Raw genomic sequence first — 21,870 nt, forward strand, 5'->3', positions numbered from 1 at the left:
CTAGCCCTTATTAAAAGAATTATATTTTTTATACTCTTCCTATCTACTTTAACTTACTTCATATATTTTTAAATAAGAGTTGAGTAAATAATTCTATTCTATAGACTCAATACAATCCCTCTTCTTAAAAAAAAATTCGCCTACCTCTCAAAAACCGCTTTATCAATTTTTATTAACATATGTTAATTTTTTAAGAAATCATCATGTTTTTTGTTAAAATAATATCAAAACAAGTTTAAATACATCAAAAACAAAGAGTTAACAGAAGATAACTTTGTTTACTAATCAAATTATTAATTAGAAATCATGAAACATTTCAACCCCCACTTATGCTTTCATTTACTATTAATTTTAAGCATTTTACCCCTTAAAGAACTACACTCTCAAAACGTAAAAAGTTCTTGCGGTACAGACAAAGCAATGAAAGAATTATTCGAAAAAAACAAAAATGCTAAAAACGAACTAAATTCTTTACGATTGAAAATCTCCCCCGAAAATCAAGCACAAAAAACTAGTTCCCCATCCTATGTTATACCTGTTGTTTTTCATGTTTTTGGTAAAAATTACAATTCAGGAACTGTAGTTACTCAAGAAATTATTGAAGACGCCTTAAAAAAAACGAATGAAGATTTTCAAGGTCTAAATAGTGATTACAACACCATTGACGCCCCTTTTGATGTTATCAAAAAACCTCTAGACATTACTTTTAAACTAGCAAAAATTGACCCTAACGGAAACCCTACTTCTGGTGTTATTTTTTACGATAAAGCTTCAGGCATGGGAAATTACAATTCCCCAGAAGTAAAAAATGTTGCTTGGGACAATTACAAGTACTGTAACATATACATTACTAGAGACCTTTATGGTAACGGTGATTTTTACAATTCTGGAGTTGCATGGTACCCTAACAAAACTATGTCTGACCTAAACATTGCAAGAATTGTTTATAACGGAAGTTATTTAGGAAATAACACTAACGAAAACTTTCGATCAGTTCTTACACATGAATTTGGTCATTACTTAGATTTACCTCATACTTTTTATGGTGCTGTTTGCTCTACCGACCCAAAAGCTGGTGATGGAATTGCTGATACCCCTTCTCATAAAAACAACTCATCAGGAACAGGGTGTCAGGTTATTAAAAACTGTTTAAACCAAGAAATTAACAATGAAAATTTTATGGATTATACAGATTGTTACAAAATGTTTACCCAAGGACAAGTAAACAGGATGATTAATGCTTTAGAAAACTCACCTACAAGAAACACCTTGTGGACTGAAAAAAACCTAATAGCAACTGGTGTAAATGCTAACTTAGGACCAAGATTAATAACTTCAACATCTCAAGTTAAAGAACGATATTTAAACGATGGTGTTTTAGAAACCTCTATTGAAGTTTCTTGTGAAGAATGCACATTTACGAAAAGTTCTGGAACTATGAATCTTTCTACAGACTATACCGTCCAAAATCTTCCAGAAGGAATAACCACCAAAGTTGACATTATTAACAATACAAAAGCTATTATCAATTTTAATGGCATTGCTACAAATCACTCAGCTTCAAACTCAATAAATAATTTAGCATTTAAATTTAATTCTTCAATTATTACAGGTGGAAGCTCGATTTTATACAAGGATTCTATTGAGAACATTTCTGTAAAGTTTAACGACCCTTACACAGAGTTTTGTAACATCAATATTCGATACAAAACTTACACTCACATTACCAATGTTTCTTTTAACGAAAACAGTAATACTACAGGATACGATGGCATAAGCAACTATGCACCAACAGTAAAATTTAAAGTTAAAAAGAACAAAACATACCCACTAAGCATTACAACCAATAAAGGAGCGGGTGGTGCAAATGATAATTTAAGAATTCAAGTTTGGGCAGATTGGAATTCAAATTTTGTGTATGAAGACAACGAACTTATAGTTAGTCATCCTTATAAAAATACTCAAACTGATAATAATGGGAATTATACCTACAATACAAGTGTTCAAATTCCTAACTCAGTTAAAATGGGTAACACTGCCTTTAGAGTATTAGCACACTATGTACAAAGTAACGAAGGGGATTCAGCTTGTTCTACAATAGATAGTGGAGAATCTGAAGATTATGACCTTTCAATTGTTCCTGAAAACACTCCTTTTGAAGTTGATTTCTTTGGACAACCTACAACTGTTAACCTATCTGAAGAAGTTCAGTTTAACGATTTTTCTATAGCTGCTAATGGAGATAGTTTAAAAAGCTGGAAATGGACTTTTGAAGGTGGATCGCCTGCTAATTCTACAGAAAAAAATCCAACAAATATTTTATTCCCTATTGAAGGTACTTATGATGTAACTTTAGAAGTAACTTCTACAAACGGTTTAAAAAAGACCATTAAAAAAAGTGATTACATTACCTCAAGATTAAAATACTGTAAATCATACCCTAACTACGGTACTTACTTTAGTGTAAACAAAGTCAATTTTAATACCATAAACCACGAACCAGGGAAAAGCAACTATTATAATTATTACAACACCATTTCAACTGATTTAGAAACTGGAAAAACCTATCCTATAACCATTAAATCAGAAAAAGGAAATGGAGGTGATTCTGATGTTAATAAAGTAAAAGTTTGGGCCGACTGGAATTATGATGGTCAGTTTACACAAGATGAATTATTAGTTAACAAAGAAGTGAAATCTAATAACTATGATCAAAACGGAGAATATACATTTACATCAAATATAACCGTTCCTAACAATGCAGCAATAGACAAAAAAATTGGACTTCGAATTACTGGTCATTTTGTTGATGGTAAAGGAGAAACTTCTTGTGGTGCTTACGATAGCGGAAACACTATTGACTACAGTATTTTAATAAAAAAAGGAAACGGGAACACCACATCTTCAATAGTTTCAATTTCTGATGACACCAAAGAAGAAGGAGCTGAATTACAACATTTAGTTACCTTAGACAACACAACTGTTGAAGAAACAAAAATAGCTTTATCTATAAATAATGCTACCGCCATTAATGGAACTGATTTTAATACCCCAACTTTTACAAATGGAGTTACTTACAACCAAGAAGAAGCTACAATTCCTTCTGGAGTAAAAACATTTACAATAAAAGTTCCAACTATCGACGACTCTACAGTTGAACCTAGCGAAAATTACAATATTACCGCTAACTCAATTACAGCTACTGGAACTATAATCGACAATGACTCCTCTTCTTCTAATTATTGTAGCGCTTCAAACCTTAGAAACGATTCTTACATCACAAATGTGACTTTCGGATCAATTAATAACAATAGTGGATACAACTCATATTCAAATTATTCAAACATTTCAAATACATTCGCTTCTGGTCAAACATTCAATTTAAAAATTACAACCAAAAACGATCATTGGACATACAATGCTATTGGTACTTGGATTGACTGGAATAATGATGGTGAATTTTCAGATAACGAAAGAGTGTACAAAGCATATAAGGCTGGACCATACATAACAGACATAACAGTCCCTGACAACGCTGTAAAAAACACTTCTCTTCGAATGAGAATACGATATGCTTACGGTTCTGAAAGTAAGATTACTCCATGTGGTGAAGACACTTACTTTGGTGAAGTTGAAGATTATTCTATCAAAATATCAGCACATTGTTATGCAAGTACACTTAGAAATGATTCATTTATAACCAATGTATCATTTGGAGCAATTAACAATTCAACAGGATTTAATTCATACTCTAATTATCAAAATCTATCACATACTATTTCACCTCAAGAATCTTTTAATTTAAAAATCACAACTAAAAACGATCATTGGACATACAATGCTATTGGTGTTTGGGTTGATTGGAATAATGATGGTAATTTTTCAAATAGTGAAAGAGTATACAAAGCATTTAAAGCAGGACCATATTCAGTTAACATATCAGCACCTAACAATGCTGTAAAAAACACCCCACTTAAAATGAGAGTTCGATACGCATATGGAGCTGAATACAAAATAACACCATGTGGCGAAGATACTTATTTTGGTGAAGTTGAAGACTATACAATCTTAGTTAAAAATAATTCTGTTGCACGAACTAATACTACTAATTTAATTGAGAATATAAGGCTTTACCCAAACCCTTCTGACAGTTTTATATTCCTTAAATTCGAAACTAACAAAAACGTACAATACGAATTAATAAACATACAAGGTAAAATTATTATGAAAGCTGATAAAACCCCTAATCAAAATCAAATTAAAATATCAGTAAAAGATCTTCCTGTAGGCATTTATTTCATAAAAGGACAACAAGAAAACAAGATATTCCAAAAGAAGTTCTTTGTAAAATAAACTTCCTAAAAGCATTTTAAAAGACTACTTCGGTAGTCTTTTTTTATTAAAAAACAATACTCATTTTCATCTTATGCAATCGGTTTCGTTAATTTTTAAAAAAGCACTTAAAATCTTTCTTACTTTTGTTTTGTAAAACACACCAAATGAACAAAAAAGTAATCTTAATGATACTTGATGGTTGGGGAATTACTCAAGACCCAAAAGTATCAGCTATATATAATGCAAAAACACCATTTATAAATTCATTATACGACAAATTTCCGCATGCCGAATTACGTACTGATGGGGAACATGTAGGGCTACCAGAAGGTCAAATGGGGAATTCTGAAGTTGGACATATGAATTTAGGAGCTGGAAGAATTGTTTATCAAAACTTAGCTAAAATAAACAAAGCTGTAAAAGAAAATACTTTAGCTCAAGAAACAGAATTATTAAAAGCATTTGATTACGCTAAAAAAAATCAAAAAAACATTCATTTTTTAGGATTGGTTTCTAATGGAGGAATTCATTCACACATTGATCATCTAAAAGGTCTCCTTGATGCTGCTAATAAACATGAGCTTAAAAATGTATACTTACATGCTTTTACAGATGGTAGAGACTGTGATCCAAAGTCAGGTAAGTATTTCATAAACGACATACAAGAACACATGCAAAAAACTACTGGGGAATTGGCTTCAATTACAGGTAGATACTATGCAATGGACAGAGATAACAGATGGGAAAGAATACACCTAGCCTACGATGCATTAGTTAATGCTAAAGGAACTTTATCTTCTAATGCCACTGAAAGCATACAACAAAGCTATGATAGTGATATTACTGATGAATTTATAAAACCAATTGTAATGGTTGATAACAACAATCAACCAAAAACTACCATCAAAGAAGATGATGTTGTTATTTTCTTTAACTTTAGAACTGATAGAGGTCGTCAATTAACAGAAGCTTTAAACGAAAAAGACTTCTCAGAATTCAACATGAAAAAGTTACCTTTATACTTTGTTACCATGACAAATTATGACGAAACTTTTAAAAACATTAAAGTAATCTATAACAGCAACAACATAGAAAATACGCTTGGAGAAGTTTTAGAGTCTGCTAATAAAAAACAAATTAGAATAGCAGAAACAGAAAAATATCCTCATGTTACATTTTTCTTTTCAGGGGGTAGAGAAGAAGAATTTAAAGGTGAAAAACGTTTATTATGCCCATCTCCAAAAGTTGCTACTTACGATTTAAAACCAGAAATGAGCGCTTATGAAATTAGAGATGCTATTGTTCCTGAGTTAGAAAACGGAGAAGTGGATTTTGTATGCTTAAATTTTGCTAACGGAGATATGGTTGGACATACGGGAGTTTTTGAAGCAGCAGTGAAGGCTTGTGAAACAGTAGACACTTGTGTTAAAGACGTTGTTACATCTGCTTTAAATAATGACTACACCACTATTTTAATTGCAGATCATGGTAATTGTGAAACAATGATAAACCCTGACGGAACTCCTCACACGGCGCATACCACTAATCCAGTTCCTATGATTTTAATTGACAAAGAATTAAAGTCTATAGAAAATGGGGTATTAGGCGACATTGCTCCAACAATATTAAAACTAATGGGAGTAGATCAACCAAAAGAAATGACACAACATTCACTTATTTAAAACAATAATGATGAGAAAAATCGCATACATACTTTTTACAGCTTTTATAGTTTCATGTGCTTCTGCGCCTAAACAAAAACAATTAGCTACTAAAGATAAAGACGGAAATTTAGTTGGTATTGCTACTAAAAAAGATTTCCAACAAGAACCATACGGTTCAGAATGGTTTAATGATTTTTACAGTTATTATGAAACAGATCAAAACACCATCAATAAATTAAAACCATATTTAAAAGATGTAAAAATCAAAGGGTTTATGGGAACTTGGTGCGGAGATAGCAAAAGAGAAATTCCAAACTTCTACAAATTATTAGATGAAGCTGGATTCAATTATAAAAACTTAGAATTGGTAACCGTTAATCGAAGTAAAAAAGCAAATGGTTTGGAAGAAGGATTCAATATTCTTAGAGTCCCAACTTTTATTTTTTATAAGGACGGAAAAGAGATTGGTAGATTTGTAGAACATGCTATAGATGGCAGTACAATAGAAGACGATATTTTAAAAATCGTTTCTGGACAACCTTACACACATCCATATCAAAAATAACCGTAAATTTGCGCTTCAATATTTTTAACATGATCAAATCAAAAACTAGAGAAGAAATAGAATTAATGCGCGAAAGTGCATTGGTAGTGTCTAAAACTTTAGGAATGCTTGCTAAAGAGGTAAAACCTGGAGTAACTACTTTATATTTAGATAAACTTGCTGAAGAATTTATTCGTGAGCAAGGTGCTATCCCTGGTTTTTTAGGACTTTACGATTTCCCCAACACACTTTGTATGAGTCCAAACTCGCAAGTTGTACATGGGATTCCAAACAAAACTCCTTTACAAGAAGGAGATATTATTTCTATTGATTGTGGAGCTATTAAAAACGACTTTTATGGAGACCACGCTTACACATTTGCTGTAGGTGAAATAGCTCCTGAAACTCAAAAATTATTAGACGTAACAAAAGAAAGCTTATACGTTGGTATTCGTGAATTAAAAGTTGGAAATCGTGTTGGAGATGTAGGTTTTGCTATTCAAAACTACACAGAAAAACACGGATACGGTGTTGTTCGTGAATTAGTTGGTCACGGATTAGGAAAAGTAATGCATGAGGACCCAGAAATGCCAAACTATGGTCGTAGAGGTCGTGGTAAAAAATTTATTGAAGGAATGGTAGTTGCCATAGAACCTATGATAAATATGGGAACTCAAAAGATACTACAACATAAAGATGGATGGACAATTACCACTTTAGATGGTAAGCCTTCTGCTCACTTTGAGCATGATGTAGCAATTGTAGATGGTAAACCAGAATTACTTTCAACTTTTAAATACATTTACGAAGCTTTAGGTATTGAAAGCAATGAAGAGGATGAGTTTAGACAACAACCTTTAGTTTTATAAAGTGTCCTTATTTAAAGCCATACTAAACACAATACCTAGACCCATTTTAATAAAAGCTAGTTATTGGGCACGCCCAGTAATAGCTTGGTGGTTAAAAGGTGATAAATTTACCGACCCCATAGACGGTAAATCATTTCGCAAGTTTTTACCATATGGATATGGTATACAAAGAGAAAATGCATTATCACCATCAACCCTCTCACTAGAAAGGCATCGTTTGTTATGGCTCTATTTACAAAACGAATCTGATTTTTTTTCTTCAGAAAAGAAATTAAAAGTACTTCATATTGCCCCTGAACAATGCTTTCTCGATATTTTTAGAAAGCAAAAAAACTTAGAATACATTACTTCAGATTTAGAATCGCCAATAGCAGATGTAAAAGCAGATATTTGCGACTTACCTTTTGAGGAAAATTCTTTTGATGTTATTTTCTGTAATCATGTTTTAGAACATATTCCAGATGACTCCAAAGCAATGCAGGAGCTATACAGAGTAATGAAAAGTGGTGGTTTCGGAATTTTTCAAATACCACAAGACCTTAACAGAGAAACTACTTTTGAAGACGATTCTATTACCGATCCAAAAGAACGCGCAAAAATATTTGGACAATACGATCATGTACGAGTGTATGGACGCGACTATTTTGACAAACTTCGCTCTATAGGATTTAAAGTCGATGAAATTGATTTTACAAAAAAAATCGCTCCAGAAAAACTAGAACGATTTGCTTTAATGAAAGGCGAAATTTTACCTGTTTGTTTCAAGAGTTAATTTACATACTCCTGTAATTCATTGTTTTTATCGTTATACAACAAAACAACTTTCAACTCAGAATGTTTTGTTAAGAATTCTTTGGTTTTTTCTAATCCCATAGCTAAAAAAGCAGTCGCATAAGCATCTACATCAGCACAATCTCCCTTCATTCTTACAGAAACACTTAACAAATTACTTTCTTGAGCCAATCCTGTTTTAGGGTTTACTGTATGTACAATCTTCTCTCCTTTATCGTTAATTTTATACTTTCTGTAATTTCCAGAAGTAGCCATAGACTCATCTATCAAATTAATTTCTTTTTGAACAGACCTCGTGCCATCTACATTTGGTTTTTCTATTGCCACTCTCCAAGGCTTACCTTTTTTACTACCACGAGCTCTAATTTCTCCACCTATTTCAACAATGTAGTTTTTAATATTTTTTTGTTCTAAAAACCTTCCTATAACATCAACTCCATAACCTTTTGCAAAAGCATTTACATTCAATTCAATATTAGAATTATCTCTGTAAACCCTTCTTTCTTTTAATGTAACCTTATCAAAACCTACTCCAGACATAAGTTCTTTAATTTCTTCTTCAGATAAGTTTTTCTTTTCTTTTCCAGAACCAAAACCATACGCATTAATTAATCTACCAATAGTAGGATCAAAGTATCCATCAGTTTCATTATAAATCTTTCTAGCCTTTTCAAAAACTTCTACAAAAAAATCATCAACAACCACAGTACTATCGCCTTTATTAATTTTAGAAATATCTGAAGTCGGCATATAAGTAGACAATGACTTATTTATCAAATTAAACAAACTATCGATTGATTTCTGATGATTTTCCTCATTCAAATAAGTAATATGATATGTAGTACCAAAAACATTCCCTTGTAACCTTGTTTTATTTAACTTCTGTTCTTGCTTGCATGAAACAAGAAAAAACATCACTATACTAGTTGTGTAAATTATATTTTTAAACATCTTTCAAATTTAACTGCAAAAATAATTCATTCTTACTTCATAAAAGATTGTTAATTCTCTTTTTTGTATCATCATTTTTTTAAATTTGCTTTATCATTATATGTAACATTACATCTGAAAAATCAGAATAACATGAAGAAAATATTTTTATTTCTTACCGCAACTCTTTTATTAGCATCTTGTGCTTCTACAAAAGAATTAGATGCTTTGAAAACAAAGCACGAAAAAACAAAAGAAGAATTATTAGCTGTAAAAGCTAACTTAACAAAATGTTTAGTTGAAAAAGATGGTTTCCAAGATAAGGTTTCAAATTTAGAAGCTACTGTTAGTGACTTGAAAAAAGACAAGCAAAACACATTACAACAAGTTGAAAACTTAACTGTTTTAACTAAAGGAGCTAATGACAATATCAAAGAAACATTAACTCAATTAAGCAAAAAGGACAAATACATCAACAGAATTAGAGCAGCTGCTTCTAAGAAAGATTCATTAAACTTAGTTGTTGCATTTCACTTAAAGAAAGAATTACAACAAGGTATTGATGATCAAGATATCGAAGTAAATGTTGAAAAAACTGTTGTTTTCATTTCTATTTCTGATAAGTTATTATTCAAAAGCGGAAGCTATACAGTATCAGACAAAGCTTCAAAAGTTTTAGAAAAAGTAGCTACAGTTGTAAACGGACAACCAGAAATGGATGTAATGATTGAAGGACATACAGATAACACACCAGTTGCTTCTGGATCTGCTTTAAAAGACAACTGGGGATTAAGTGTTTTACGTGCAACTTCTATTGTTCGTGAATTACAAGATAAATACAAGGTAGCTCCTAGCAGATTAATTGCTGCAGGTAGAGGTAGTTTTGCTCCTTTAGTAGCAAATGACACTCCTGCTAACAAAGCAAAAAACAGAAGAACTAAGATTATTATCTTACCAAGATTGAACCAATTTTTTGAATTGCTAGAACAAAAAGCTGAGTAATTTAAAAGTTCTATTTATATAAAATAAAAAACGTGCAAATTGCACGTTTTTTTTATATCTTAAAATTAAACTAACCTACTATTTGTCAATCAAATAATTAATCGTACATTTGCACACCTTTTTTAAGGATCAAATTATATATTAATAAACAAAAACTAATCGTGTAATTATGAACACATTAAGTTACAAAACAGTATCGGCTAACAAAAACACTGTTAACAAAGAGTGGGTTTTAGTTGATGCGGACGGGCAAACGTTGGGTCGTCTAGCTTCTAAAGTAGCAATGCTAATTAGAGGTAAATACAAGCCAAACTATACTCCTCACGTAGATTGTGGAGATAACGTGGTTATTATCAACGCAGAGAAAATTAACTTAACTGGAAAAAAGTGGACTGATAAGTCTTACATCCGTCACACAGGATATCCAGGAGGTCAAAGATCATTAACTGCTACAGAAATGTTCGAAAAAGATCCTACGAGATTAATCGAGAAAGCAGTAAAAGGAATGTTACCTAAAAACAAATTAGGTAGTGCGTTATTCAGAAATTTATATGTTTACGCAGGTACAGAGCACAAACAAGACGCTCAAAACCCAAAAGCTATTAACCTTAACGATCTTAAATAATGGAAACTGTTCACAAAATAGGTAGAAGAAAAACAGCTGTTGCACGTGTTTACGTTTCTCAAGGAAGTGGAAACATCACTGTTAACAAAAAAGATTTAAATAACTATTTAACAACTCCTACTTTACAATATAAAGTAAAGCAGCCTTTAATGTTAACTGACAACTTAGAGTCTTATGACATTAAAGTAAATGTTTATGGTGGAGGTGTTACTGGTCAAGCAGAAGCTATCCGTTTAGCAATTACTAGAGCATTAGTAGCTATCAACGAAGAGCACAAAGCAATCTTAAAGCCAGAAGGATTATTAACTCGTGATCCAAGAATGGTTGAGCGTAAGAAATTCGGTCAGAAGAAAGCACGTAAGAAATTCCAGTTCTCTAAACGTTAATCGTTTATTAGAGCTGTTATTTATAAAACAATTTATAACAAACAGTTTAGTATCTAAATATTTCAGACTTTATAAACTACTGAAATATTGCGAAAACAGAACGTAAACACATTTATTAAAATGGCAAACATTCAAGAATTATTAGAAAGTGGCGTTCACTTTGGTCACTTAACAAGAAAATGGAACCCAAACATGGCTCCATACATTTATACAGAACGTAATGGTGTTCACATCATCGACTTGTATAAAACATCAGCTAAAATTGAGGAAGCTGCAAACGCTTTACAAAAAATAGCTAATTCTGGACGTAAAATCTTATTCGTTGCTACTAAGAAGCAAGCTAAAGATATCGTTGCAGATCGTGCAACAAACGTAAACATGCCTTACATTACTGAGCGTTGGCCAGGTGGTATGTTAACTAACTTTGTTACTATCCGTAAAGCTATTAAGAAAATGGCTACTATTGATAGAATGAAGCAAGATGGTTCTTTTGATGCATTATCTAAAAGAGAAAAATTACAAATCAACCGTCAGAGAGCTAAATTAGAAAAGAACTTAGGATCTATTTCTGATATGACTCGTTTACCTGCTGCTTTATTTGTAATTGATGTAAAGAAAGAGCACATTGCAGTTGCTGAAGCACAAAAATTAAACATTCCAATCTTTGCAATGGTTGATACGAACTCTGATCCAAGACCAGTAGATTACGTAATCCCTGCAAATGATGATGCTTCTAAGTCTATTGATAAAGTTTTATCATATGTAACTGATGCTATTGCTGAAGGTTTATCAGAAAGAAAAGCTGATAAAGAAAAAGCAAAAGCTGAAAAAGCTCCAGCTAAAGAAGAAACAACTTCAACTGAGGTTAAAGAAGAAGCAAAATAATTTAAATTTAAAGGTTTCATTACATTGGAACCTTTAAATTTTTACAACTTTGTACAATAAAATATTTACAACTAAAAAATAACAATAGAGATGTCAGTAAAAATTAGCGCTGCAGACGTAAAAAAATTAAGAGAAAGTACCGGAGCTGGTATGATGGATTGTAAAAATGCATTAGTAGAAGCTGGTGGTGATTTCGATAAAGCAATTGAAATTTTACGTAAAAAAGGACAAAAGATCGCTGCTAAAAGAGCAGATAGAGAGTCTACTGAAGGTGTAGCAATTACTAAAATTAGTGATGACAACACTTACGGTGTTGCTATTGTATTAGCATGTGAAACAGATTTCGTTGCTAAAAATGATTCTTTCAAAGATTTAGCTTCTCAATTTGTTGATATTGCTTTTAACACAAAAACTAAAGAAGAATTTTTAGCTGCTGACTTCGGTGGAATTACTGTTGCTGAAAAGTTAATCGAGCAAACTGGAGTTATCGGTGAGAAAATTGATATCACTTCTTTCGAAAGAATTGAAGCACCATTCGTAGGAGCTTATACTCACGTTGGTAAGATTGCTGCAATGGTTGGTTTAACTGCACCAGTTGAAAACTCTGCTGTTTTAACTAAAGATTTAGCTATGCAAGCTGCTTCAATGGGAGCTACTTCATTATCTTACAAAGATTTTGATCCTGCATATGTTCAGTCTGAAACTGAAGCAAGAATTGCTGCTATTGTAAAAGATAACGAAGAATTAGGTCGTTTAGGTAAAACTTTAAAGAACGTACCTCAATTCGTATCTAGATTACAATTAACTGATGAAGCTTTAGCTAATGCTGAAGAAGCTGCTAAAGAGCAATTAAAAGCTGAAGGTAAACCAGAGCAAATCTGGGATAAAATCTTACCAGGAAAAATGGAAAGATTTATTTCTGATAACACAACTTTAGATCAAGAACAATGTTTATTAGATCAAAAGTTTATCAAAGACGAAAAGAAAACTGTTGCTGAATACGTTGCTTCTTTTGGTGATGTAGAAGTTAAAAACTTCGTAAGAGTTACTTTAGGATAATTCTCAACAGAAATTTTATATAAAACCATCCATTTTTTGGATGGTTTTTTATTTTATAAAAAAACAAACTCAAAAAAAATACGTAGTTTTGCACAACTTTCAACAAGACTATGCAATATAAAAGAATCCTTTTAAAATTAAGCGGAGAAGCTTTAATGGGAGAACGTCAATATGGTATTGACCCAAAAAGACTTAAAGAATACGCTCAAGAAATTAAACAAGTAGTAGACAAAAACATTCAAGTTGCCATTGTTATTGGTGGTGGTAATATTTTTAGAGGTGTTGCTGGAGCTAGTAATGGTATGGATCGTGTACAAGGAGATCACATGGGAATGTTAGCTACTTGTATAAATGGTTTAGCTTTACAAAGCGCTTTAGAAGACGAAGGTATTCATACTCGTTTACAAACAGCTATCGAAATTAAAGAAATAGCAGAACCATACATTAAAAGACGTGCAAACCGTCATTTAGAGAAAGGACGTGTTGTTATTTTTGGTGGAGGAACTGGAAACCCTTATTTTACAACAGATACTGCAGCCGTTTTAAGAGCTATTGAAATTAATGCAGATGCTATCTTAAAAGGAACTAGAGTTGATGGTATTTACAATGCCGATCCAGAAAAAGATAAAGATGCTATAAAATACAACAATATATCTTTTAAAGATGTTATTGAAAAAGGCTTAAAAGTAATGGATATGACTGCCTTTACTTTGAGTGAAGAAAACAAATTACCAATTATTGTTTTTGACATGAATACTAACGGTAACTTATTAAAGTTAGTTTCTGGTGAACAAATTGGAACAATAGTTGATAACGAATAAACCGAAATAACCTCCTTCAAAAACAGAGGTCAATAAATACGAACAAAATGAACGAAGAAATTGATTTTATTTTAGATTCGGCCAAAGAGGCAATGAATAATGCTATAGAACACTTGGTAAAAGAATTACGTAGTATTAGAGCTGGTAAGGCATCTCCTTCAATGTTAGCTAACGTACAAGTTGACTACTATGGAGCAGCAACTCCATTAGGTCAAGTTGCTAATGTAAGCACACCAGATGCAAGAACAATTACTATTCAACCATGGGAAAAGAACATGTTGCAAGAAATAGAAAAAGCTATTATGATTGCAAATTTAGGTTTTAATCCTATGAACAATGGTGATAACATTATTATTAGCGTTCCTCCATTAACCGAAGAGCGTCGTAAAGATCTTGCTAAACAAGCAAAAGCTGAAGCAGAACATGCTAAAGTTGGTGTTCGTAATGCTCGTAAAGATGCTAACAATGAAATCAAAAAAACTGATGCTTCTGATGACATGAAGAAAAATGCAGAAACAAGCGTTCAGGATTTAACAGATAGTTTTGTTAAAAATATTGATGAAAAATATTCTGTAAAAGAAAAAGAAATTATGACTGTTTAGGTCTCTTTATAAACATTATAAAAAAGAGTGTTTTTAAGACACTCTTTTTTTTCGTTTAATTGTTTCATTTACCCTAACTTTGCTAAAATTTTTTTGAATGACTTTTTGGACTAAAATCGCAGGATTTTTACTACGAAACCGATACTTGGTTTTAATTACTATAGCTGTTATTACGGGACTTTTAGTCACTCAGATGAAGTATATGCGTTTTTCATATACCGAGGCAAATTTGCTTCCTAAAGACCATGAGGCAAACATTCAATATGACAAGTTTTTAGAAATTTTTGGTGAAGAAGGTAATTTAGTAATCCTAGGTGTAAAAGATTCAACAATTTTTACCCCTCAAAAATTTAACGCTTGGAATAAACTTGTAAAGAGTTTAGACAGCGTAAAACAAGTTGACTTTACTGTTTCTGTAGCAGATGTTAAGCAACTGAAAGCAGATAGAAAAAAAAGGAAATTCATTGTAGAACCATTATTTGATAAGGTTCCTTCTACAGATGAAGAAGTTAACAAAATAAAGAAACAATTATTTGAAAAACTTCCTTTTTACGATAATCTATTATATAACGATCAAGGTACTTTACAAACTGCTATTTATATTAATAAAGACATTGTAAATACACCTGCTCGACGAGATTTTATTGCGGAAATTTTAATTCCTACTATAGATAAATTTGAGAAAGATAATAATATAGATGTTCGTGTTTCTGGAATGCCTTATATACGTACTGTAAATTCTCAAAACATTATTAATGAAATGGGAATATTTGTAGTTGGTGCTTTACTAATTACTGCTATCATATTCTTTTTCTTTTTCCGTTCGTTCAGAGCAACGTTCATAACTCTATTAGTAGTAGGTATTGGTGTAGTTTGGGCATTTGGATTTATTGGTTTATTCAGATATGAAATTACGGTACTTTCTGCATTAATTCCTCCATTAATTATTGTAATTGGTGTACCTAATGCGGTATTTTTAATTAACAAATACCAGCAAGAAATAAAAAAACACGGGAATCAAGCAAAGTCTTTACAACGTGTAATTTCAAAAATTGGTAATGCTACCTTAATGACAAACATAACAACAGCTTCTGGTTTTGCAACCTTTGTTTTTGTTAAAAGTCAATTATTAAGAGAATTTGGTATTCTAGCATCGGTTAATATTATTAGTATTTTCATACTTGCTTTATTAATTATTCCAATCTTATACAGTTTTATGCCTCTTCCAGAGAAAAAGCATTTAAACCACTTAGAAAAAAGATGGATGGGGAATGTTGTTTCTTGGATGGAACGCATGGTAAAGCAACAAAGAATTGCAATTTATATTACTACGGTAATCGTTATCATATTAAGTATGATAGGATTATTTCAAATCCGAGTTTCTGGTAGTTTAATTGAAGACATGCCAAAAGGTATGCAGTTTTATAAGGACATCAAATTTTTTGAAAGCGAATTTGGAGGTATTATGCCTTTAGAAATTTTAATAGACACCAAAAGAGAAAAAGGTGTTATGAAACTTTCTACTTTGAAAAAGATGGAAAAGTTAAATGAAACTATTGAAACTTTCCCTGAGTTATCAAAACCTATTTCAGTAACTAACTTAGTTAAATATTCTAAGCAAGCATATTATAAAGGAAATCCAAAATATTATCAACTACCAACGAGTCAGGAAAAAGCACACATTTTTGCTTATACTAAAAACTCAAATAGTAACGCTGGTATGTTGAAAAACTTTGTAGACAAAACTGGTCGTTATGCACGTATCACTACTTTTATGAAAGATATTGGTACGGATAAAATGGACATTATTCAGGATCGTTTACAAGCTGTTATAAAGAAGCAGTTTCCAAACGAAAAGTTTAACGTTTCTATGACTGGTAAAGCATTAGTGTTTTTAAAAGGAACTAACTATTTAATTAAAAACCTAGTTATTTCTTTATCATTAGCCATATTATTGATTTCAATCTTTATGGCATGGATGTTCCGTTCATACAAAATGATATTTATATCATTAATACCAAATATGCTTCCTTTATTAATTACTGCTGGGTTAATGGGATTCTTTAGTATTCCAATTAAACCTTCAACAATTTTAGTATTTAGTATTGCTTTTGGTATTTCAGTTGACGATACAATTCACTTTTTAGCTAAATACCGTCAAGAATTACTAGCTAACAATTGGAAAATAAAACCAGCTGTATATGCAGCTCTTCGCGAAACAGGAGTTAGTATGTTTTATACTTCAATAGTATTATTTTTCGGTTTTTTAGTTTTTACAGTTTCTAGTTTTGGAGGAACAATTGCATTAGGTGGTCTTGTCTCTGTTACTCTTTTATTAGCAATGGTATCTAACCTATTATTATTACCATCTTTATTACTTTCTTTTGAGAAAAAGATTGCGAATAAAAAGGTTTTAAAAGAAACTAACTTTAAAATTTTACCTCCAAAAGAAGACAAATAAAAGTTTATTCGCATTTTATATATCAACATTGCTCAATTCTTTGTAAAAAAGTATCTTTGCTCTTCAATTTTTAAAAGATGAAAAGAAGTAGCGTTAAAGAATTATTACATTCTGAAAAATTTTTACAAGAAGTACATGTAAAAGGATGGGTTAGAACTTTTAGAAGCAATCGTTTTATTGCTCTAAATGATGGTTCTACTATTAATAATATTCAATGTGTTGTCGATTTTGAAAATACAAATGAAGAACTTTTAAAAAGAATAAATACTGGCGCTGCAGTAAGCATTACAGGTACATTAGTTGAGAGTCAAGGTAAAGGACAAAAAGTTGAAGTTCAAGTGACAGATTTAGAAATCTTAGGTGATTCTAATCCTGATGAATATCCAATTCAACCAAAAAGACATAGTCTTGAGTTTTTACGTGAAAATGCGCATTTACGCATTAGAACAAATACATTTAGTGCTGTTATGAGAGTGCGTTCAGCTTTATCTTTTGCTGTTCACAAATATTTTCAAGAAAATGGTTTTAACTATGTAAACACACCTATTATTACTGGATCTGATGCTGAAGGTGCTGGTGAAATGTTTCATGTTACAAACTTTGAAGCTAACAAAGCTCCATTAAATGAAGAGGGTAATGTAGATTACACTCAAGATTTCTTTGGTAAAGAAACAAACTTAACAGTATCTGGTCAATTAGAAGCTGAGACTTATGCAATGGCACTAGGTAAAGTATATACTTTTGGACCTACATTTAGAGCTGAAAATTCTAATACAACACGTCATTTAGCTGAATTTTGGATGATTGAACCTGAAGTAGCATTCAACGATTTAGATGCCAACATGGACTTATCTGAAGATTTTATTAAGTCAGTTTTAAAATATGTATTAGATAACTGTAAAGATGATTTAGCATTTTTAGACAACCGTTTAACGCAAGAAGAAAAATCTAAACCTCAAGCGCAACGTAGTGAAATGACTTTAATTGAAAAGTTAAACTTTGTTGTAGATAACAACTTTAAACGTGTTTCTTATACAGAAGCTATAGATATATTACGTAACTCTAAGCCAAATAAGAAGAAAAAATTCCAATTCCCTGTAAACGAATGGGGTGTTGATTTACAATCGGAACACGAGCGTTATTTAGTTGAAAAACACTTTAAATGTCCAGTAATCTTATTTGATTATCCTGCAGATATTAAAGCATTTTATATGCGTTTAAATGAAGATGGTAAAACTGTACGTGCTATGGATGTTTTATTCCCTGGTATTGGAGAAATGGTTGGAGGATCACAACGTGAGGAGCGTTTAGATGTATTAAAAGAGAAAATGGCTGCTTTAAATATTCCAGAAGAGGAATTATGGTGGTATTTAGATACTCGTAAATTTGGTACAGCTGTGCATTCAGGTTTTGGTTTAGGATTTGAACGTTTAGTATTATTTACTACAGGTATGAGTAATATTAGAGATGTTATACCATTTCCTAGAACACCTCAAAACGCAGAGTTTTAAAAAAATCATAAAACTTATAAACACAATCGTCATTCCTTATAGAATGGCGATTTTTTTTTAAGCCTTTTCTTATATTTGTAGATATGCTAAAACAAGGTTTACATCATAAATTATTACAAAAATTATCTCCTCAACAAATTCAGTTGATGAAACTAATTCAATTGCCTACGCAAGCATTTGAAGAACGTTTAAAACAAGAAATAGAGGAAAATCCAGCTTTAGATACTGGTAAAGAAGAACCTGAAAGTTTTGAAGATACTTTATCTAATGATTCTGAGTATGATGATACTGGAAACGAAAAAATTGAAACAGACGATATTAATATCGATGAGTATTTAAGTGACGATGAATTTCCCAGCTATAAAACTCAAGCAAATAACTATTCATCTGATGATGATGAGAAACAAGTTCCTTATGCAGCTGGAACTACCTTTCATCAATCCTTAAAAAATCAATTAAATACTTTTAGAATTGATGATGAAGAACGTGCTATTGCTGAATTTTTAGTCGGAAGTATAGATGACAGTGGTTATATCCGTAGAGATATTATTGATTTAGTAGATGATTTAGCTTTTACTCAAAACGTATTTACAACTGAAGAAAAGGTAACAACTGTTTTAAAAACTGTAGTTCAACGATTAGACCCTATTGGTGTTGGTGCTTTAGATTTGAAGGAATGTTTAATTATTCAACTTAAATCTAAACCTGAAAAGAAAAGTACTTCTTTAGCGATAAATATTCTCGAAAATGCTTTTGATCATTTTGTAAAGAAGCATTATAAAAAGCTTCTTGAAAAATTTGATATTGATGAGGAACAATTAAAAGAAGTAATTACTGAAATAAGTAAATTAAATCCAAAACCTGGAAGTTCGTATGCTGGTAATAATAAAATAGCAGAACAAATTGTTCCAGATTTCTCTATACGCATTATTGATGGTAATTTAGAACTTACTTTAAATTCTCGAAATGCTCCTGAATTGCATGTTTCTAGAGAATACAACAACATGTTGAAAGGATACAGTAAATCTAAAGAAAAAAGCAAAGCTCAAAAAGATGCTGTATTATTTATAAAACAGAAATTAGATGCTGCTAAATGGTTTATTGATGCTATAAAACAACGTCAACAAACGCTTTTAGTTACCATGAATGCTATTATGCATCGTCAAGAAGAGTATTTCTTAACTGGTGATGAACGTAAGTTAAAACCGATGATTTTAAAGGATATTGCTGATGAAATTCAAATGGATGTATCAACAGTATCGAGAGTTGCTAATAGTAAATATGTTTCTACCCCATATGGTACAAAGTTAATTAAAGACTTTTTCTCTGAATCAATGAAAAATGATCAAGGAGAAGACGTATCAACTAGGGAGATTAAAAAGATTCTAGAGACTGTTATTAATGAAGAAGAAAAAAGAAAACCTCTAACTGATGAGAAATTATCTAAACTCTTAAAAGAAAAGGGGTATCCTATAGCTAGAAGAACTGTGGCTAAATATAGAGAACAGTTGGACATACCAGTGGCCAGATTACGTAAAGAAATATAATGAAACGTTGGTATAAGTTCATATCAACCATTCTTCACCCAATTGTAATGCCTACGATTGGGATTATTCTTTATTTTATATTAACTCCAATTAATTTAAGTACACGACAGCAATATACCATATTGGGAATTGTTTTTACCGCCACTTATATTATTCCACTTCTTTTATTAATTTTTTTAAAACGTATAAACTATATTAAATCATTTCAAGTACATGGAATTAAAGAACGACGAGTTCCTATATTTTTTATGATGACATTATTGTTTATGGTAGGTAAATTCTTTGCTGAAATAAGTATTATTAGAGATTTATCTTATTTATTTTTCGGTGTTGTATTAGGGTTAATTGTAATTTATTTACTTTTTATATCAAAAATAAAGACCAGCTTACATCTATTGTCTATGGGAGCAGCAACCGGTTATTTTTTATTATTCCAACAAATACATAATATCAATATCCTACCTTTAATTATAGTTTTTATTTTACTTTCTGGGATATTAGCAGCCTCAAGATTGCATTTAAAGGCTCATACTAGTAGAGAAGTGTATATTGGTTTTTTTATTGGCTTAATTAGCCCTTTTTTAGCTTTCTATATATTATAACAGATAAAAACTCAACCCAAACTTAATTACCTTAGTATTTATTGGATTACCATTTAATACAGCATTTTTAAACATAGATGTTAAACCATAATAGGCATGAAAGTTAAAAGTACCATATCCAGCCGACAATATTAAACCTGTTTGAAATTTATTAAACTGAGAAATGTTTGAAAAACTAATAGTAGTACCTGCGGCATTATTATAACGAAAAACATTAATAAAACTATAACTTAGCTTAATCCCTGTATAAATTCTCCAAAAAGAATATGTTTTAGCAGTTGAAGTTCTCCATCTAAACTGAATAGGTATTTCAATAGCATGTGTTTTTAACTTATTAGCTGTAATTGTATTATTAACCTCAAATACATTTCTATCAGTTTCTGAAATATTTAAACTATGATTAAAGGAATCAAAAGTGTATCCTAAGCCTACTCCAATAGCTATTTTACCACTTTTTATCACTGGAATATCTTTTATATAACCTCCAGAAAATCCAAAAGAAAAACCACTTTTAGCAACCTCTAATGGCTGGCTATTTAACACATTATAAGTTACATCAATATACAACTGATCTTCCCAATACTTATCTCCTATTTGTAAAGAATCCTTTTGAGAGTAAACACTAACACTTAAAAACAGTAAAAAAATTGCTTGAATATAGTTTTTCATAATTACCTAACGCTAAAGATAGTTTTTTTGTATAAAAAAAGAGCAATCATGAGATTGCTCTTTTTTAATTATTTAAATGTAATTACTTAGGAATTTCATTTGATTTGTGAGTAGATAAACTTAATTTAAGAGCATTAACATCTCTTAATTTCTCACGAATATCTGCTAATGTACCTACACTAGATTCTTTATCCATTTTTAAAGAAGTAGTCATAAAAGGAACTTCAGCTTCAGACACATTACTTCTTTCTAAAAAGATAAAAGCTGGTACATCATCAGGTGTAGCAATCTTATCATTTAACTGAATTCTATTATAACTAGTTCCATACTTAGCATCTTTTGCCTTACCCACGTAAATTGTGCTTACTAAACTTTTACGTTCAAGTTTTTTTACTTCACTTGCACTTGGCAAACGAGGGTTCTCAATTGCTAAATCTGTTTCTCTCATCACAGTTGTTACCATGAAAAAGAATAATAACATGAAAACAATATCAGGTAATGCAGACGTATTAACTGCAGGCACTTCCTTTTTTTTCTTTCTAAATTTAGACATACTTAAATTGTTT

Annotated in this window: 19 protein-coding genes; 16 read left to right on the forward strand and 3 right to left on the reverse strand. The window is 31.1% G+C overall.

The genetic code is table 11. From position 1 onward, the window contains the following. Positions 1-420: 420 nt before the first annotated feature. From ACOQN8_RS03800 to ACOQN8_RS03820, 5 genes are all read left to right on the forward strand, one after another. Positions 421-4,353: a GEVED domain-containing protein gene (locus ACOQN8_RS03800; protein WP_420551669.1), complete on the forward strand. Its 3,933-nt coding sequence runs from the start codon at positions 421-423 to the stop codon at positions 4,351-4,353. Positions 4,354-4,499: 146 nt separating this feature from the next. After that, positions 4,500-6,017 (forward strand): 2,3-bisphosphoglycerate-independent phosphoglycerate mutase, encoded by a 1,518-nt coding sequence (gene gpmI, locus ACOQN8_RS03805; RefSeq protein ID WP_420551670.1) that lies wholly within the window; start codon positions 4,500-4,502, stop codon positions 6,015-6,017. Between the two features lie 7 nt (positions 6,018-6,024). Continuing rightward, the gene (locus ACOQN8_RS03810; RefSeq protein ID WP_420551671.1) at positions 6,025-6,564 is read left to right on the forward strand and encodes a thioredoxin family protein; all 540 of its coding nucleotides are present in this window, start codon (positions 6,025-6,027) and stop codon (positions 6,562-6,564) included. A 29-nt stretch (positions 6,565-6,593) separates the two neighbouring features. Further along, the gene (gene map / locus ACOQN8_RS03815) at positions 6,594-7,412 is read left to right on the forward strand and encodes a type I methionyl aminopeptidase (protein WP_150899901.1); all 819 of its coding nucleotides are present in this window, start codon (positions 6,594-6,596) and stop codon (positions 7,410-7,412) included. Between the two features lies 1 nt (position 7,413). Then, positions 7,414-8,184 (forward strand): class I SAM-dependent methyltransferase, encoded by a 771-nt coding sequence (locus tag ACOQN8_RS03820; protein ID WP_420551672.1) that lies wholly within the window; start codon positions 7,414-7,416, stop codon positions 8,182-8,184. Here ACOQN8_RS03820 and ACOQN8_RS03825 read toward each other — a convergent pair. Next, positions 8,181-9,155, reverse strand: coding sequence for an FAD:protein FMN transferase (locus ACOQN8_RS03825; RefSeq protein ID WP_272151600.1), 975 nt, complete (start codon positions 9,153-9,155; stop codon positions 8,181-8,183). The two genes, ACOQN8_RS03820 and ACOQN8_RS03825, sit on opposite strands and share 4 nt — an antisense overlap. A 132-nt stretch (positions 9,156-9,287) precedes the next feature. Between ACOQN8_RS03825 and ACOQN8_RS03830 the strand changes: the two genes are divergently transcribed. From ACOQN8_RS03830 to ACOQN8_RS03880, 11 genes are all read left to right on the forward strand, one after another. Continuing rightward, on the forward strand, positions 9,288-10,136 hold the full coding sequence (locus ACOQN8_RS03830) for an OmpA/MotB family protein (RefSeq protein ID WP_150899899.1): 849 nt from the start codon (positions 9,288-9,290) through the stop codon (positions 10,134-10,136). Between the two features lie 169 nt (positions 10,137-10,305). Next, complete coding sequence (rplM, locus tag ACOQN8_RS03835; RefSeq protein WP_150899898.1) at positions 10,306-10,761, forward strand: 50S ribosomal protein L13; 456 nt, start codon at positions 10,306-10,308, stop codon at positions 10,759-10,761. Further along, complete coding sequence (gene rpsI, locus ACOQN8_RS03840) at positions 10,761-11,147, forward strand: 30S ribosomal protein S9 (protein WP_150899897.1); 387 nt, start codon at positions 10,761-10,763, stop codon at positions 11,145-11,147. Before rplM ends, rpsI begins: the two co-directional genes overlap by 1 nt. Positions 11,148-11,267: 120 nt before the next feature. Then, complete coding sequence (gene rpsB / locus ACOQN8_RS03845; protein WP_150899896.1) at positions 11,268-12,032, forward strand: 30S ribosomal protein S2; 765 nt, start codon at positions 11,268-11,270, stop codon at positions 12,030-12,032. A 90-nt stretch (positions 12,033-12,122) separates the two neighbouring features. Then, positions 12,123-13,091, forward strand: a complete 969-nt coding sequence (gene tsf, locus ACOQN8_RS03850; RefSeq protein WP_150899895.1) for a translation elongation factor Ts — start codon at positions 12,123-12,125, stop codon at positions 13,089-13,091. 110 nt (positions 13,092-13,201) lie between these two features. After that, positions 13,202-13,912, forward strand: a complete 711-nt coding sequence (gene pyrH, locus ACOQN8_RS03855) for a UMP kinase (protein WP_420551673.1) — start codon at positions 13,202-13,204, stop codon at positions 13,910-13,912. Between the two features lie 47 nt (positions 13,913-13,959). Further along, the gene (frr, locus tag ACOQN8_RS03860; protein ID WP_150899893.1) at positions 13,960-14,514 is read left to right on the forward strand and encodes a ribosome recycling factor; all 555 of its coding nucleotides are present in this window, start codon (positions 13,960-13,962) and stop codon (positions 14,512-14,514) included. 97 nt (positions 14,515-14,611) lie between these two features. Continuing rightward, positions 14,612-16,975, forward strand: coding sequence for an efflux RND transporter permease subunit (locus ACOQN8_RS03865; RefSeq protein ID WP_420551674.1), 2,364 nt, complete (start codon positions 14,612-14,614; stop codon positions 16,973-16,975). Between the two features lie 77 nt (positions 16,976-17,052). Continuing rightward, positions 17,053-18,486 carry an asparagine--tRNA ligase gene (asnS, locus tag ACOQN8_RS03870; RefSeq protein WP_420551675.1) on the forward strand — a complete coding sequence of 478 codons (1,434 nt, stop codon included), beginning with the start codon at positions 17,053-17,055 and terminating at the stop codon, positions 18,484-18,486. 83 nt (positions 18,487-18,569) lie between these two features. After that, positions 18,570-20,033, forward strand: coding sequence for an RNA polymerase factor sigma-54 (rpoN, locus tag ACOQN8_RS03875; RefSeq protein WP_150900133.1), 1,464 nt, complete (start codon positions 18,570-18,572; stop codon positions 20,031-20,033). Next, positions 20,033-20,635, forward strand: a complete 603-nt coding sequence (locus tag ACOQN8_RS03880) for a hypothetical protein (RefSeq protein WP_420551676.1) — start codon at positions 20,033-20,035, stop codon at positions 20,633-20,635. Before rpoN ends, ACOQN8_RS03880 begins: the two co-directional genes overlap by 1 nt. Here the strand turns inward: ACOQN8_RS03880 and ACOQN8_RS03885 are convergent. Further along, positions 20,630-21,304, reverse strand: coding sequence for a porin family protein (locus ACOQN8_RS03885; protein WP_420551677.1), 675 nt, complete (start codon positions 21,302-21,304; stop codon positions 20,630-20,632). The two genes, ACOQN8_RS03880 and ACOQN8_RS03885, sit on opposite strands and share 6 nt — an antisense overlap. An 82-nt stretch (positions 21,305-21,386) precedes the next feature. Continuing rightward, positions 21,387-21,857 (reverse strand): ExbD/TolR family protein, encoded by a 471-nt coding sequence (locus ACOQN8_RS03890; RefSeq protein WP_420551678.1) that lies wholly within the window; start codon positions 21,855-21,857, stop codon positions 21,387-21,389. Between the last annotated feature and the right edge of the window lie 13 nt (positions 21,858-21,870).

It is taken from the genome of Tenacibaculum aiptasiae, assembly GCF_965221665.1.
Taxonomy (GTDB): domain Bacteria; phylum Bacteroidota; class Bacteroidia; order Flavobacteriales; family Flavobacteriaceae; genus Polaribacter; species Polaribacter aiptasiae.

Coding starts and splice junctions, on each gene's coding strand:
- ACOQN8_RS03890 (WP_420551678.1), bottom strand. CDS start 21,857: ATGTCTAAATTTAGAAAGAAAAAAAAGGAAGTGCCTGCAGTTAATACG.
- ACOQN8_RS03885 (WP_420551677.1), bottom strand. CDS start 21,304: ATGAAAAACTATATTCAAGCAATTTTTTTACTGTTTTTAAGTGTTAGT.
- ACOQN8_RS03810 (WP_420551671.1), top strand. CDS start 6,025: ATGATGAGAAAAATCGCATACATACTTTTTACAGCTTTTATAGTTTCA.
- rplM (WP_150899898.1), top strand. CDS start 10,306: ATGAACACATTAAGTTACAAAACAGTATCGGCTAACAAAAACACTGTT.
- pyrH (WP_420551673.1), top strand. CDS start 13,202: ATGCAATATAAAAGAATCCTTTTAAAATTAAGCGGAGAAGCTTTAATG.
- asnS (WP_420551675.1), top strand. CDS start 17,053: ATGAAAAGAAGTAGCGTTAAAGAATTATTACATTCTGAAAAATTTTTA.
- rpsB (WP_150899896.1), top strand. CDS start 11,268: ATGGCAAACATTCAAGAATTATTAGAAAGTGGCGTTCACTTTGGTCAC.
- ACOQN8_RS03880 (WP_420551676.1), top strand. CDS start 20,033: ATGAAACGTTGGTATAAGTTCATATCAACCATTCTTCACCCAATTGTA.
- ACOQN8_RS03800 (WP_420551669.1), top strand. CDS start 421: ATGAAAGAATTATTCGAAAAAAACAAAAATGCTAAAAACGAACTAAAT.
- ACOQN8_RS03825 (WP_272151600.1), bottom strand. CDS start 9,155: ATGTTTAAAAATATAATTTACACAACTAGTATAGTGATGTTTTTTCTT.
- gpmI (WP_420551670.1), top strand. CDS start 4,500: ATGAACAAAAAAGTAATCTTAATGATACTTGATGGTTGGGGAATTACT.
- rpoN (WP_150900133.1), top strand. CDS start 18,570: ATGCTAAAACAAGGTTTACATCATAAATTATTACAAAAATTATCTCCT.
- rpsI (WP_150899897.1), top strand. CDS start 10,761: ATGGAAACTGTTCACAAAATAGGTAGAAGAAAAACAGCTGTTGCACGT.
- tsf (WP_150899895.1), top strand. CDS start 12,123: ATGTCAGTAAAAATTAGCGCTGCAGACGTAAAAAAATTAAGAGAAAGT.
- ACOQN8_RS03830 (WP_150899899.1), top strand. CDS start 9,288: ATGAAGAAAATATTTTTATTTCTTACCGCAACTCTTTTATTAGCATCT.
- map (WP_150899901.1), top strand. CDS start 6,594: ATGATCAAATCAAAAACTAGAGAAGAAATAGAATTAATGCGCGAAAGT.
- frr (WP_150899893.1), top strand. CDS start 13,960: ATGAACGAAGAAATTGATTTTATTTTAGATTCGGCCAAAGAGGCAATG.
- ACOQN8_RS03865 (WP_420551674.1), top strand. CDS start 14,612: ATGACTTTTTGGACTAAAATCGCAGGATTTTTACTACGAAACCGATAC.